General features: G+C 47.3%; 14 protein-coding genes. 7 read left to right on the forward strand and 7 right to left on the reverse strand.

Annotated elements, in window-relative coordinates; translation table 11 throughout:
- Positions 1-5: 5 nt before the first annotated feature.
- Positions 6-1,091 (reverse strand): nucleotidyltransferase domain-containing protein, encoded by a 1,086-nt coding sequence (locus AC0LWN_RS28550; protein WP_474671367.1) that lies wholly within the window; start codon positions 1,089-1,091, stop codon positions 6-8.
- A gap of 153 nt (positions 1,092-1,244) precedes the next feature.
- On the opposite strand from AC0LWN_RS28550, the gene AC0LWN_RS28555 reads away from it, so the two are divergent.
- The 4 genes from AC0LWN_RS28555 to AC0LWN_RS28570 are packed head-to-tail and all read left to right on the forward strand — an operon-like array spanning position 1,245 to position 6,727.
- Positions 1,245-2,177 (forward strand): phosphotransferase enzyme family protein, encoded by a 933-nt coding sequence (locus AC0LWN_RS28555; RefSeq protein ID WP_474671369.1) that lies wholly within the window; start codon positions 1,245-1,247, stop codon positions 2,175-2,177.
- 16 nt (positions 2,178-2,193) lie between these two features.
- The gene (locus tag AC0LWN_RS28560) at positions 2,194-5,367 is read left to right on the forward strand and encodes a GNAT family N-acetyltransferase (RefSeq protein ID WP_474671371.1); all 3,174 of its coding nucleotides are present in this window, start codon (positions 2,194-2,196) and stop codon (positions 5,365-5,367) included.
- Positions 5,354-6,238 (forward strand): amidohydrolase family protein, encoded by an 885-nt coding sequence (locus tag AC0LWN_RS28565; RefSeq protein ID WP_474671373.1) that lies wholly within the window; start codon positions 5,354-5,356, stop codon positions 6,236-6,238. The genes AC0LWN_RS28560 and AC0LWN_RS28565 overlap by 14 nt, the downstream gene beginning before the upstream one ends.
- Positions 6,239-6,271: 33 nt before the next feature.
- Positions 6,272-6,727, forward strand: coding sequence for a DinB family protein (locus AC0LWN_RS28570; protein ID WP_474671375.1), 456 nt, complete (start codon positions 6,272-6,274; stop codon positions 6,725-6,727).
- A 162-nt stretch (positions 6,728-6,889) separates the two neighbouring features.
- Here AC0LWN_RS28570 and AC0LWN_RS28575 read toward each other — a convergent pair whose 3' ends face one another.
- From AC0LWN_RS28575 to AC0LWN_RS28595, 5 genes are all read right to left on the reverse strand, one after another.
- Positions 6,890-7,258, reverse strand: coding sequence for a VOC family protein (locus AC0LWN_RS28575; RefSeq protein WP_458962712.1), 369 nt, complete (start codon positions 7,256-7,258; stop codon positions 6,890-6,892).
- A gap of 137 nt (positions 7,259-7,395) precedes the next feature.
- Positions 7,396-8,346: a helix-turn-helix transcriptional regulator gene (locus AC0LWN_RS28580; RefSeq protein WP_474671377.1), complete on the reverse strand. Its 951-nt coding sequence runs from the start codon at positions 8,344-8,346 to the stop codon at positions 7,396-7,398.
- Positions 8,347-8,373: 27 nt separating this feature from the next.
- Positions 8,374-9,135: a DNA/RNA nuclease SfsA gene (locus AC0LWN_RS28585; RefSeq protein WP_474671379.1), complete on the reverse strand. Its 762-nt coding sequence runs from the start codon at positions 9,133-9,135 to the stop codon at positions 8,374-8,376.
- A 339-nt stretch (positions 9,136-9,474) separates the two neighbouring features.
- Complete coding sequence (locus tag AC0LWN_RS28590; RefSeq protein WP_474671391.1) at positions 9,475-10,068, reverse strand: serine hydrolase domain-containing protein; 594 nt, start codon at positions 10,066-10,068, stop codon at positions 9,475-9,477.
- The gene (locus AC0LWN_RS28595; protein ID WP_474671381.1) at positions 10,037-10,438 is read right to left on the reverse strand and encodes a serine hydrolase domain-containing protein; all 402 of its coding nucleotides are present in this window, start codon (positions 10,436-10,438) and stop codon (positions 10,037-10,039) included. Before AC0LWN_RS28595 ends, AC0LWN_RS28590 begins: the two co-directional genes overlap by 32 nt.
- A 180-nt stretch (positions 10,439-10,618) precedes the next feature.
- On the opposite strand from AC0LWN_RS28595, the gene AC0LWN_RS28600 reads away from it, so the two are divergent.
- From AC0LWN_RS28600 to AC0LWN_RS28610, 3 genes are all read left to right on the forward strand, one after another.
- Positions 10,619-10,978, forward strand: coding sequence for a BlaI/MecI/CopY family transcriptional regulator (locus AC0LWN_RS28600; RefSeq protein WP_474671383.1), 360 nt, complete (start codon positions 10,619-10,621; stop codon positions 10,976-10,978).
- 7 nt (positions 10,979-10,985) lie between these two features.
- A complete protein-coding gene (locus AC0LWN_RS28605) occupies positions 10,986-12,374 on the forward strand; it encodes a M56 family metallopeptidase (protein WP_474671385.1) in 1,389 nt (462 codons plus the stop codon).
- Between the two features lie 285 nt (positions 12,375-12,659).
- Positions 12,660-14,309 carry a DUF1593 domain-containing protein gene (locus tag AC0LWN_RS28610; RefSeq protein WP_474671387.1) on the forward strand — a complete coding sequence of 550 codons (1,650 nt, stop codon included), beginning with the start codon at positions 12,660-12,662 and terminating at the stop codon, positions 14,307-14,309.
- Between the two features lie 104 nt (positions 14,310-14,413).
- Here the strand turns inward: AC0LWN_RS28610 and AC0LWN_RS28615 are convergent, their stop codons facing one another.
- Positions 14,414-14,671, reverse strand: a complete 258-nt coding sequence (locus AC0LWN_RS28615; RefSeq protein ID WP_474671389.1) for a hypothetical protein — start codon at positions 14,669-14,671, stop codon at positions 14,414-14,416.
- Positions 14,672-14,940: the final 269 nt, after the last annotated feature.

Raw genomic sequence — 14,940 nt, forward strand, 5'->3', positions numbered from 1 at the left:
TTTGATCATACGCTGCCTATATATCCTTTATACAATTCTTCAAAAGAATCATAGCGGACAACCTCTCTGCCAACCTTCGTATATTCATCAAGATATTCATCCATAATCTGCATAAAGCTTTCTCTGAATGCATCCAAAGCGTCAGAAGCGAAATATTTCATGACATCGAATTTCTTTGTTCCTCTGCCTGCCGTCATCTCATCCAGAAAATCTTGAGCGCTTACAGCGGTAAGAAAGGCATATGACTTATCCTTTGCTTGTGTACTGTTAATTACCTTGTTTCTCAGATTGCACCACAGTTCTTCATATGTACCTTTAAGGTTATCATAGGTTGGAAACGGATGTTCGATCAGTTCGGCATCCATTTTGTCATAAAGCCTTATAATCTCTTTCAATAAAATGAAAGCCGCACTTCTGATTTCATCAACCGACTTGGCATCTATAATGTCCATATATGACTTTTCAAAGTTCCTCGGTAAATATTTCAATGGGCGCAGCTCATCAAGATATCTCTTAATACCATGCTGAAAGCATGTGTTATTCAGGCAGTTTATCGCATTCATAATTTCAATAGCCAGCCAGCCTGATGCATTTCTTACAGCCCCAATTTCATCTGACAACAAAGCTTCGGAGTAGTACTGCTTTGCACTATTAATATACTTCTGTGCCCTTGCAAGAGATGCTGCACCAATTGGTTTTGCGAGTTCATCGAGTGCTTTGTTCTGATATGCCTTCAATCTATCCAAATACTCGAGTTTGGCGCAGTAGAGCACCTTCATATTGGTAAGGCAGGATACCATTGGGCTGTCAAGGTTTGCTTGCGCTTCTATGCGGGTATCCCAGGGAGTACAGTAAATATCATATCCAACATCACCCAGGATAAAGCAGGACGATATCTCCCAACCTCTGTCTGTATTATTGATAATAATCAGATCAAGGTCACTTTTTTCATGGAAATCCCCCGTTGAGAATGAACCTGAGAGCCCGATAATGGCGATATCTTCCGGAAAATCACGTTTGGCGCGCTTGGTGACCATGCTTATAAGCTGTTCATTTTTCTCAAGCAATTTGTTCTTCATACTTTCATCCATAGCTATCTTCTCCTCACGATGTTCACCAAAATTTGTAGCCCAAATATAACATTAGATTGATACACCATATAGATACTGAATGGTTATAGTTGTTTTTGGCATAGATGAATATTCTTCCAATTGATAGTATGATATCAGAAGGAGAGGGGCTGAATGATGGCAGAAAAATCTGTAATAGATCAAATGATTGAATTACTAGGTTGCCAGGCTTCACAGGTTCACTTAATTGGCGGGTACTATCAGAATGTGTATGAAATCTCCGCTGAAGAGCCGATAGTCGTCAAGATCTTTAATACAGCATTTAATGATGAACAACAGGTGTTATCAGAAATTGAATGGGTTGAACACCTGCATAACAATAACGTCAATACTGTGGTCCCTATCAAGATAAATAACAACGATTCATATATTAACCAGTTATCTGCAGATCATTTTTGCGTGGCTTATAGGAAGGCCCAAGGAAAGCATGTTGATATCAATGACGAACAAGTGTGGAACAGTAAGCTGTTTGCCCGTTGGGGAATGGGAATGGCCAGGATGCATGCACTGACGCAATCTTTTACAGGAAGCTGTGATTTCCCTGATTGGACGGAACAAAAAATATATACCATGAACACAGAGCATTTGGATTCAAGGATTAACGAGAAATGGGCGCAATACAATAGTGAACTAAGAAATATGCAGAAATCCCCGGCGAATTACGGGATCATTCATGGTGACCTCCATCATCATAATTTTTTGGTCCAGAATGGAGAGCTAACCTTTATTGATTTTGGGGATAGTGAATATAATTGGTTCGCTTACGATATTGCCATTGCAATCTATCATGCAGCGCAAACGGTGAAGGATGCCGCCAAGAGAAAAGAATTTGCCAAACGATTCTTCGATGCATTCATGGACGGTTATGTAGTTAATAACCCGGTGAAAGAGATATGGACACAGGTCGATTATTTTATCAATTACAGGCATTTATATTCCTATGTGTACCACATGCAATTCTCTGATAAAGATCAGTTAGATGAAAAGCAATTAAAGCACCTACAAGACATGAGCCTGTCGATAATCTGCCAGGATTCATATTTGTAAAAAAGGAGATGAACTCATGACAGTAAATACGACTGCGTCGCAAATCCGCATTATCAAATACGATCCTTCCTACGCTGGAGCGGTTGCTGAGATGTGGAACCGCAGCAGTGAAAGCTGGGGCGGAGGCACCAATCAGAGAACAGAGGACAGTGTGCGCCGGGAAATGGAGGTGTCGTCCAATCTTCATGTGTTCCTCGCCGTAGATGGCAAGGAGGTAGTCGGCTTCTGCAGCTTTGCCCACTACCGTCAAGACGAAGGGGCCTTGTACGTACCGCTCTTAAATGTGCGCCCTGATTATCACGGCTGTAAGGTAGGCCGCAATCTGATTTTGAACGCCGTCCGTCTAACCGTGGAAGCGGGCTGGCCGCGTCTCGATCTGTTCACCTGGGCAGGTAATACCAAGGCTGTGCCAATGTATAAGAAATGCGGGTTCTTCTGGGAAAAAAATGAAGATTCCGTCCATCTGATGAACTTCATTCCAACCGTTTTGCAGACGGAAGCGCTTGCTCCCTATTTCGAGAAGCTGGATTGGTACGCAGACAGCACCCGCGAGCTCCCTATCGAGCCGGATGGCCGCCGGGAGCGTGGCTTTGATTTCTTTGATTACACTTGGCAAAAGGGAGAGCTCATCTTGCGGGCGGAATTTGAGAAGACCGGTAGAGGGCTGACTGCTCTTGACACACCCGACTATGAAATCTCGACTGAAATTGAAGAACATGATCTCGTATTCGGCTCCGCCTACAAGATTCGTTATCATATCAAGAATCGCTCTGCGTCTGAGCTGGCGATTGAGATCAAGGGCCAGAATGACAAGAACATCCGGTTTGCCCTGTCCGCTGCGCGAACGCTCGCTCCGGGAGAAATGGTCATTGTGGAGGGGGAATTCGAGCTTGATCCTGTCCGGGAGGAGCAGAATGTTAAGAAGACCCATCCGGTTGTGATGAGCAAATGGATTATCGGCGGCAAGCGGGCTGAGTTCCGTATTGGCGTCGCTCCGAAATTTCCAGCCAAGATGAAGATAGCGTTGCCATCCAAGGAGCTGTATCCGGGCCTTCCCACTGAGCTGTACCTGAACGTGGAGAATAATTTTGCCTCGGAAGCGGAGTTCGCTTTTGAATTGCCGGAGGATGAATTCCTGGAATGGGGCGATCGTGCAGTACGCTTTACGGTTCCGGCCAAGAGCAAAACCTCAGTTCCGGTACCCTTCACCCTGCAGTCTTACGGGCTTTATTCACAGGATGTTGAGGTGACGGCTGTTCCGGCTGGAAAACAGGCGGTCTCCTTCACAAGCAAGCTGTCCGTGCTGATGAAAGGAACGCAAGGCCGTTACGGAGGGGAGAGCGGGGATCAGTGGGTTGCTGTGAACGGTGCATTCTCCCTTCATCTGAATAATAGCGATAATCTGATTTCGATTGAATACCCCGGCTTCATCAGCCCTAGCTGCTGGTGGACCTATCCGAAGCTGGGCAAGCCGTTCGCCGAAGAATTTTCCAAGAAGCAAGCCAAAGAAGTGAAGATTTATTCGGAAGGGGAGTGCCAGTTTCTCGAAGCCCTCTACGAGTCGGAGGAATTCCCTGGTCTGGAGATAAAGACGGTAGCCAAGCTGTTCCCGAACGGAATTGCTGAGTTTCATCATGAAATCTGCAATACCACCAGCACAGCGATGGATGAGAACGTATATATGCTGACGAATTTCGGCTTCTTTGGCAAACGGCTCATCCTGCCATATCAGGGCCAATATGTGGATATGGGCGATGTGTACTCCAGCGATCCGGATTATTGGGACAGTGCTCAGATCACGGAGAACTGGCTGTTCTCCCATGATAAGAACATCACATACGGCATTTGCTGGGACCCTTCTCTGAAGCTGCTCCGCCCGGAGTACCCGTTTGGGCTGGAGCATAATCTTGGCCGGATTTCTGCGGGAGAGGCCGTGCGGACAAAGGCGATTGTGTTTGCCCTTAACACCTTCACCGGGTGGAGCGAATTCCGCTCCTTCGCCCGGAAGAAGCGGGATTCAGTTGTGCCGGTGCTGAGCGGCCATCTTGAATTAACGCTCGGCGGCGGAAATCCGTTTGCGCCGGGAGCGCTTAAGGCAGAACTAATCGAACGAAAGCTGACTCCGCTTGCAGGGAGCCTCGAACTGTATGTACAAAACGATGGCGGACCGGAGCGGAGAGCGGCTGCCATGGAGCTGCAAAGAGAGCAGGATTTACGCTCCGCAAGCTTTGAGGTACCGCTTGAGAAGGCAGAATCGCCGGGGCACAGCGAATCCGGCCGGAAGGTCCGGGTCGTCTACCGCGGGGAGGACCGTGTTCAGGAGCGGTCCGGTCTCTGGTTCCCTCAGACGGATGCAGCCGTTGTGTGTGAGCTAGAGGAAGGTCCGGCAGGCTCCATTTACACGGTGAGCAACGGAGTGCTCTCGATATCGGCTGCCCCTGGATTCGGTAGCGTTGTGCATTCCCTGAAGTACCAAGGTGAAGAATGGCTGAATAGCTCCTATCCGGAAGCGGTCCCGCTTTCCTGGTGGAATCCCTGGCACGGTGGACTTGGTGTGGAGATTTCCGGCATGGGCGGATTCAGCCAGCAGGAGGAGCCGAGAAGCGCGGCATGGGTGAAGCAGGTTGATGATTACGGCAACGTCTGGAAGGGACTGCGGTTAACTACTTCTATCGAGAAGCAGGAAGCAAACCGGGGGATTACAATCAACCAGCATTACCTTATGCTGCCCGGCGTCCCGGTACTCTGCGTGATGTATTCGGTAACCAACAGAAGTGGAATGGTTCTCCCGGGGTATTCGTTAGCGGGGGATAGCTACTTCCAGCCTTCGCCTGTCTTTTCTGAAGGCTGGATGGAGTTCCCCGAGGAAGGCAAGTTCCTTCTTGGGAAGGCGGACGCTCAAATTGATTTCAAAGTGATCATGCGCATTGGCGCGGCTTCACGTAAGGATATGCTGCATATTGTGAAGAGTTATCCTGATCAGAAGGATTTGGTGTATGTGAACAATAAGTTGTTCGTTCATAGTGTGAATCACGATTTTACACTTCTGAATGGAGCAACCGCTTGGACACAGCCGACCTTCCTGATCTTGGGGGAGACTGCTCTGAATCAAGAGGATGTACGTGATCTTATGAAGCTGACCTTTGCCAATCCTGCTGACGATAAGGAGACCTCAAATGCCGATCATTGACATTCATATCCATTTGTCGGATATCGACAGCTTTCATCAGACAGCGGCGGACCTGTCCAAGGTCGATTATACAGCCGCTGGCCTTAAGGCGGAGTTTGACAAGAATAACGTCGTCCTCGGCATTGGTATGGGGGTCACGGAGCAGACGAAGGGGGCCTTTCCCGACTCAGCTTCACCCAACCCGATGGGTCTTGACTTGGAAGACAGTGTTCCGCCATTCTTAATGGAATGCGTTGGCATCAATCCGAACAGGCTCACAGGGGACCACGCCCAAGAGGAGCTGGACCGGATCGAAGCGCGGCTGCAAGCTCCTGAAGTAGCGGGAATCAAGCTGTATGCCGGGTACTATCATCATTACGTCTATGACAAAATCTATACACCGGTCTATGAGCTGGCTGCCAAGTACGGCATGCCCGTGGTCATTCATACCGGCGACACGTATTCGATGAATGGCTTGCTCAAGTATTCGCATCCTCTTACCGTGGATGAATTAGCCTATCAGCAGCGCGGCGTGAACTTTATGATCTGTCATCTGGGCGATCCCTGGGTGATGGATGCTGCCGAAGTAGTCGCCAAGAATCCGAATGTCTATGCCGATCTATCCGGCCTTGTTGTCGGCGATCGGCCCCATTTCGAACGGTTCATGAACGAACCCTTGTTCATGGACCATTTTCGCCGGGCGCTGGTGTACTCCGATCATTATGAGAAAATGCTGTTCGGCACCGATTGGCCGCTTGCGCCAATTGACCTGTATGCAGAATTCGTCCGCCGGCTCATCCCTGAACAGCATCACGAGAAGGTATTTTACGAGAATGCTTTTGGGCTGTTCCCGCGTATACAGCAGCGGATTACAGCTGTTAGAAGAAAATAAACTAATAGACGAGACGAAGAGGGGGAAACCGAAATGAAGACGATCAAGTGCATGATGGACCACCTGTACTGGGCGGACGGACGCATCTTGGACGCGCTCGAGGAGAGTGGGACGAAGAACAAGGACCTTCTGAAGCTGGTTCGGCATGTCGCGGTCGCGGAACAAGTCTGGCTGTCCCGATTGCAGGGCAAGGGCAGTGCGCAATATTCGTTGTGGGAGGAAGCGGAGGACCTGACGGCGTTCCGGACGATGTTCGAAGAAAACGCCGGGCAATATCGCGTCTATATCGAGGGGCTCGAGGAATCCGATTTGGACGAGATGATCGACTATTCGAGCCAGAGCGGACTTTCGTTCCGAACGTCCGTCCGGGACATCCTGTTGCAGGTCCTCTTACATGGGCAATATCACCGGGGACAGATCAACCGGGCACTTCGGATCGAATCGGCAGAGCCTGTCCAAGTCGATTACATCACGTTTGCGAGACTCTAACATGTAAAAACTCCCCTCACAGTAACAGGGTTTATTATTTCACCTGTCTACCGTATGGGGAGCATATCACTTTTAGGAACACGGTCTTAATGTTGTAATAATCACTTGGCTCCCTGCGACAGAGGAAGTTATCACTATTATTAAGCTGGATATATTTGAGTATTAGGCTTTACTGTGAAGGGTAACTAGGTAACCGTCTGGGTCGGCAAAGGTAAAGGTTCGCCCGAATGGTCCATCTATTGGTGCAGATGTAATCTTTACACCTGCTGCAACAAGCTTGTCGTGGATTTCTTGCGTATCAGGGGCATGAAGCCACAGAGCGACACCAAGTCCAGGCTGAGTACCTGAACCGAGTTCTGTTCCTGGCATTAGGTCACGAAGAGCAAATGCAATAGGCTTTGTTTCAAAGACCACAGCATGAGGTGGTCCCGCCTGTGAACGGACTAGTCCGAGATAGTTTTGATAGAATTCTGCAGAGCCTTCAAGATTGCTCACTTGAAGTGAAATGAAGTCGGGTCCAATTGCTGACATAATGTAATGTCCTCCTTTGTATGTGGGGTTGTTTATGTTATTAGTATAACCATTCGTTTCATTATAAAGTCATGTAAATAACCTCGCTTTCATTTTGTATATCTTGATTATACTAGCCCCCTATTGCCAACAGTATGTCAGTAGCGTTCTTTCATTTTCTCGATTTCTTCTCTTACCCGGTTTTTGAAGGATTCAGGTTCAGTGACTACCACATCTGCCCCCCATCCAAGAATCCAACTCAGCAATTCTTCCGGCTCGCGGACACGAAAAGTGACATGGTAACCGTCCTCTTTAGATTCTGCAGTCTCCATATAATAATTGTTTGCTTCTTCAACTTTATCGGTGATTTCTGGATTGAAAAGTGCGCAGACCCGTATGCTACGGGTATCCTTCGGCCGATAGGATTGAAGGTTGAAGTTATCGGGAGGCTGAAACGATTCATCAGTCAAGGTAGGGTCACTGATTCGGGAGACTCGGAAATGGCGAATATCCTCCCGCAGGTCACAGGAAGCAAGTAACAGCCAGCCATTCTGCTCATCATGCGCCAATCCGAATGGCGATACAGTTCGCACAGTTACCCTGCTCCCATCAGCTCCAGCAACCCGCTTATGATAGGTGAAACGAAGTTTCCTGCCCTCCAGCATGGCTTCACGAATGATTCCCAAGTTTACTTTTTCCCGCGCCATCATGACCATTTCATCTTTTTGGAGCAGACGGATGCTCCCTTGTATTCGGTTTGTCTCCTCACGGATAGGCCCTGAAAGAATTGCTTCTATTTTTCTGCGGGAAGAACGGGCACTATTGCGAAAAGCAGGATCAAAACGTTTTTCTATGAATTCAGCGCCAAGAAGAAGTGATACTGCCTCTTTTACAGTAAAACTAATTGGTGGAAGAAAATAGCCTTCCATTAAAGAATATCCTAATCCTGTCTCACCAATTATGGGAACACCAGCTTCACTCAAAGCCTGCATATCACGATAGATCGTTCTTACACTGACCCCTAAGACCTCTGCTAATTCATCAGCTGTCAGCAGTTTGCTTCGCTGTAATTCCACCACAATCGCTAAAAGACGCTCTGTTTTATTCAATTAAAGCTGCACTCCCTTGCTTAGAATTCAACCATTTATAATATCTTTCGTTGTTTCAAAATAACGTATGAGGTTTACTTCTGTAGGGGTTATTTTAAAATTAACCTGCCACACTTCAACCCCTTGGTTTATTGATGATTGCACAGAATTCCGGATATAGCTGCTATATTTCCCACCCGATGAGCCAATATATTTAGAACTATCATAGATGAAACATACTAACAGGATTGCTTTGTCATTTTCATTCAAACTATGTGCCAATTCCCCAATGTGTTTTATGAATCGTTCAAATGAGGTGAAGCTGCTTCCTTCCTTAGTTTCGATATGTTCCTTGACCTCGACCTGCAATCGCGTAAGGGGTGTTTTGACCTCAATGTAAGTATTACCTACAAGAAAATCAAGTTTGGAGTTGCCTACTTTTTGTTCTCTTTTTATTGTTTCACCATTAATCACCATACTAGAAAGCTGGCCGCTTTTTATAAAATGTTCTACATATCTGTTTGCTGCATTCTGATTGATTCCTATCCATGATTTATTTACATTGGATGGTAAATCAACTGAAATTGCCTCCACTGTATAAAGGGTCTTTCTTGATAAATTATTGCTTTTTGAAAGCAAGCATGGGATATCACGAAAAACGATCTCACCAATACGACCTGTAGTGGGACAATGGCAATCAATAATTACTCCGTCAACCTCAACTTCCATAATGAATCGATTTCGTCGTCTGCAAATTACACCTTCAATGAGGGGTGTTTCAAAAATAAATGGATTATTATTAGTTTCCATAGTAAGTTCTCCTCAGTAATCTCTTTAGGCAAAGTTCAGTTAATATCATCTTTGGCTTTCTAATACCTAGATTATACAAAAACGCTACTGACAACTGAATGTCAGTAGCGCATGGATAAGCTAGAAGATAAAATTAAGTTTCTTGTTGAATCTTTGAACTAATGGGGAACAATAATTTATTTTCACTGCACAGCAGCGCTCTGATAATAGCGGGGGCAGCATAGCCAGAGCACAATGAAGCAAAGGCAAACAGTGTGAACGTAAACAAGCCATTCCCAGTAGTGTAGAGGAGATGGCCTGTTTTTAGATATGCTGTTCTACTGCTACGTCCAGCTTATCTCACAGCTCAGTTATCGCTCCAAGAACGGTATTGTTGAAGTAATCGGCATACATATTTTTGAACGGCTTCTGGTGATCAAGCTCTACCGAGAAATGCACCGTTACCGTTTCGTAGACCGGATCAACACAGATAAAAGGTCCCGCTGCGCCCCAGTGTGAATAGGCTACCGGCGAGAAGAGATCACCGCCATCCCGCTTGGTCCCGTTGACCGCCCACCCGTATCCCCAGTAAGCTTCCGGGAAGATTTCATCCCTGTACTCAGAGGAGACACCGGGAATTTGATTGCGGGTCATTTCTTTTACCGTTACCGGACTAAGCAGCCGTATGCCGTTATAAGTTCCGCCGTTCAGGAACATTTGGCCAAATACCGCCAGATCCATAGCAGTAGAGTAAGCGCCGCCGCCGGCAGACACTGAATTCAAATTGTATTCGCTGTCAACCCATTCCGCACATGCTGCATCCGGTGCGCGCCGGACCACCCGGCCCCTTGCTTCCTGCGGAACACAATAAAATGTATTTTCCATTCCAAGCGGCTTGAAGATGGAATCCTTAACGAATTCATCATAGGCTTGACCGCTGACGCGCCGGATAATGCGTCAGCAAATGATGCACGCAAACCATTGTTTTTCCTTCTCCTGTGAATTCGGGAATGAAATCGGATACAGGTCTGTTCAGTCCGAGCTTTCCTTGTTCAACCAGCATCATAATGGCTGTTGCTGTAAACAGCTTCGTTATAGAGCAGAGTGGAAACAACGCATCAACTGTTAATTCGGCCGCGTCCGGCTCAGGTCCGAATTTGCCATCGGCTTGATGGACGATTAATGTTCCCCTTCTTGCTGCAACAATGACTTGCGCCGGTGTGATGTTGTCCTTAACCATTTGTGCCGCCGCGCTCTGAATGCGCTGCACCCCGTAAGCAGAAACCCCCGCTTGCTCCAACGCATTGAATGATAGCTGTTTCATTAGCTAGCCCTCCAGTTAGTATTGATTAATATATTCATTAATTATTAAGTGAATATATTAACTTGTTAGCCTTCTTATTATAGAGCAAAATAATTAAAAAGGATATAATTGACAATGGGTGACTACTGGAGTAGTATAGGGTTATGACTACTGCAGTAGTCAAGAAGAGGGGTAAGGTGGATGGAGATCAAATTGTTTGATTCCGAGTTAAGAGTGATGGAAATTTTATGGAGAGAAGGGATGCTGGCGGCAGGAGATCTGGCGGCGATTTTGAACCGGGAAACGGGCTGGAACAGAAATACGACCTACACAGTAATCAAAAAGCTGATCGGCAAAGGGGCAATTCAGCGAACCGATCCGGGCTTTATATGCACAGCCCTTATTCCCAAAGAGCAGGTGCAGACGTATGAAACCAAGGAATTGATTAACAAAATGTTTGACGGTTCGGCAGAGATGTTCTTTTCGGCGTTTCTTAATGAGAAGAACCTGAGTAAGGAAGACATCGACAAACTGAAAAAAATCGTGGAAAACTTAAGCTGAGGCGGCGATGATGAATATCCTCCGGATGAGTATTTCGGCTAGTGTGCTGATCATTTTTGTCGTCCTGCTGAGGTCTGTGGCGATTCACAGATTACCCCGGTTGTTGTTCCTTATTCTTTGGGGGATCGCGATTGCCCGGCTGCTGGTTCCAGTTTCTATTCCCATTCTTCCGCAGCTATCCGCTCCGGCTGAAATCACAAGTTCTGCTAACAACGTGAGTACACATACAGCCGATACACCCGCCGCGTACACCGGAATGCTGACAAAAGAGATCAAAGTCCCGGAAGATTCAGGAGGCTGGCTGAAGCCGGAGCTTCTGACAACTGTCTGGCTTGCGGGCGCTGTGTTGTTGCTCTTGGCGTTATTGGTGATCTATTTCAGAAGCACAAGGGAGCTGCGAACAGCGCTGCCTTTGCAGGGGAGCCATCCCGTTATCGAAGATTGGCTAGAAAGGCATCCACTACGGCGGCCCCTCTTGATTTTGACCTATGACCGGATTGATACACCCATCACCTGCGGAGTATTGCGCCCGAAGATTATTTTGCCCAAATCACTGGATACAGCGAACGAGTCTGCGATGAATTATATTCTCACCCATGAATACATGCATATCAGTCACTTTGATGCGGTGTGGAAAATAGCTGCTGCCGCTGCTCTGTGCCTGCACTGGTTCAATCCGCTGGTGTGGCTGATGTATGCTTACCTGATCCGGGATATGGAAATGGTGTGCGATGCAAGGGTAATCAACAAAATCGGAGCCGGGCACAAGGCCGGCTATGCGTTATGTCTCTTGGCGGTAGCAGAGCACAAAGGGAGATTCACTCCCCTGTACAATGGGTTCAGCAAAAACGCAACCAAGGAAAGGATTGTGTCGATCATGAAATTGAACAAAGTGACGGTATTGACGGCAGCCATTTCGCTTGTTTTGGTTTTGGGAGCAGTGACTGCATTTGCAGAACAATCTAGCGGAGATGAGAGCAGTGTATCCGCGGAAAGCTCTGTTGAAATGAGCGCTGTGGAAAGCGGTGACAACACCGGGCCTGAAGCTGCGGCTGCGTCGGTCGCATCGGAGCAAAGTGGAGAAGTGGCCGATTTTAACTATGATGCGCTGAAGGACTACATGGTCTACGGACTGGCTTATGACAAGACCAAGGACAGATTTCTGTATAATGGCAAGCATGTCCGGCTGTTCCTGGATCAGGACCCTAAAAAAGTAGGGGAGTTCAGTGAATTTTATTATGACGGGAACGGTTCGGCCGATTTTAGAATCATCAGGGACAAAGATAACAAGGTAAGCCAAATTACAGAAGTGAACGAAAGTGAGCTGCAGACATTGGGCCAAACGTATGGATTTACACTTAAAGCCGACGGCCTGTATTTCGAGAATGCACAATGATGTATAAAAAACATTGCAATCGCTTTCTTGATTATGCTAAACTGAATTCGAAAATAGTGGCAGCGTTTTTTTAAGGCTATAAGCTAAATATTCAACTTCAGGGTTGTGACTGTAAAAAGGCAAAACCTGAGTTGAGAGCGGATTCTTACGAATGACGTAGGGGTGCGCTATCAATTCAGGTTTTTTTGTGTTCCTGAATTATGAAAGGGGGCTAGAATGGCGCTGTGTGCGCCGGGTTATACTAATTCAGGAAGCATATGTAAAATACTGGGGGGGACAACAAAGATGAGATCAGCATATATAACGAAAGCCTTAGGTGTGGCCTTACTCAGCGGTACAATGATCCTTGGTGGCTGTCAGAGCAATAATACGGGCGGCACCCCTAGCGCTAATAAAACCGGAGCCAATAACACCGGAACCAATACAGAGGCGAAGACTGAGGAGAGCGCTCCAACAGCTCAAGCAGTCAAGGCCAGAACAGTCATTACCACAGACGGTGAAGTCGATGATATGAACTCCGTAATCCGCTTCCTGCTCTACTCTAACGAGATGGATCTGGCCGGGATCGTCCTGACCAGCTCGGTCTACCATTATGCGGGGGATAAAGCGGCAGGAATTGCGCCTTACCGCTGGACGGGTACGCAGTGGGTCTACAATATGATTGATGCCTATGGAGAGAGCTATCCGAACCTGATCAAGCATGCTGAAGGTTATCCTAAGCCTGAGACGCTCAAGAGCATCACCAAGATCGGCAACATTACGAACAAAGGGGAGATGGACAAGGTAACAGAAGGCTCTGAATTTCTGAAGGAGCTGTTCCTCGATGAGGATTCCAGAGACCTGTATGTTCAGACCTGGGGCGGTACCAATACAACAGCCCGGGCCCTGAAGTCCATTGAGGAGAAATACAAGAATACAGCCGAGTGGAATGATATTTACAAAAAAGTCAGCGATAAGCTGGTGCTGTACATCATTCTGGACCAGGACGACACCTACAGTAATTATATCGCCAAGAACTGGCCGAATATCCGCATTATCAATGACCAGTCGAACTTCTGGCACTTCGCCTATGCCTGGAAATATCATACGGAAGAAGTGAACAGCAGATTGCAAGGCGACTGGAATTACAAGAACATCCAGAATGCGCACGGCAAGCTGCTGGGAATGTACGCATTGATGGGTGACGGGAAGAATATTGCCGGCGAGCTTCCTGAAGAACAGCGGGGCAGTGCCGACTACCTGAAGAAGAATCCGCAATATAAGAAGTATGATTTTATCTCGGAGGGAGACTCTCCATCCTTCTTCTACCTGATCGACAATGGCCTGCGAAGCTTGGAGAATCCAAGCTACGGCGGATGGGGCGGCCGCTTCGGAGCAGTAAACGACAAGCTGTTCCGCAACAATGTGCTGGACTATGATGTGTACACCAAGCGCTATGAAGCCGAATACTCGCTGATGCGCTGGTTCGATGATATCCAGGACGATTTTGCCGCTCGTGCCGATTGGGCAGTTGCCGCCAATTATAAGGATGCTAACCATAATCCGAAGCTGAGCATCAAGGAAGGGCTGGATCTGACGGCCAGTCCGGGCGAACAGGTTACGCTGCATGCGGAAGGTTCCGATCCGGATGGCGATGCGCTGACCTATAGCTGGTGGAGATATTATGAGGCGGACACGTATCAGGATTCCAAGGTCAAGGAGAATGCAGTGGAAAAAGAAATGGCCGGCGACCTGCAGCTCGGACTCCATCGCACGCTCGCAGCAGGCGAGAAGCTGGATACGATTAAGCTGCAAGGCAGCGATACTAACACCGTACAATTCACCATTCCGGCGGATGCCAAGTCCGGCGACACCATTCATATGGTTGCTGAGGTACAAGACAATGGTAAGCATCAATTGAAGCATTATCAGCGTGTGATCATCACCGTAAAGTAACACTATAGCACTGAAGCAAGCTCAGCGGGGCTATCCTTCTAAAGGCCAAATGTAGGCCGGGGATAGCCCTGTTTGCGTGTTACGGGTTTAAGGAATGGGCAGGTTCATAATTCGTCTTTCACAAGATATGTTCGTAACGCATCAATAGCTGGGGTAGCCAGCTTGCTCTTTTTGATCAGAATATCAAATTCTTCCTGTAGGCGGACCATCTCGGGTTTTGCTGCGGCCGTGTGCTTTGCCATCGCTGTTTCCGCAAACTTTGTACCCATAATTATTTTAAAAACTGGAGCAATCAGAAAAAAAGGCAGATGGAAATAATGAAGTTTTGCAGGAGTGATTGTTATGCCCAATTTAGTCAACACAGCAAAGCCTTCTTTTATTCCCCGAACTATCAATTTAATATCGGCATATGATTTTGCCAGACCAAATTTTCGATTACAGTATATAGCCGAGAAAGCCCAACGTCTTCAGGCATGGGATGAATCGGCTGAGGACAAGGGCTGTCTTTGGACAGCTTAATTGTCCTACATGGTTTGATCTGATATAATCAAAACAGGTGTTCGCTCTTTTGAAAACAGCATAGATATGCGGTTGCTCGGACATAAAGAAGACTTTCCGAGCGTAAAATCTA

This window comes from Paenibacillus sp. sgz302115, from assembly GCF_056120445.1.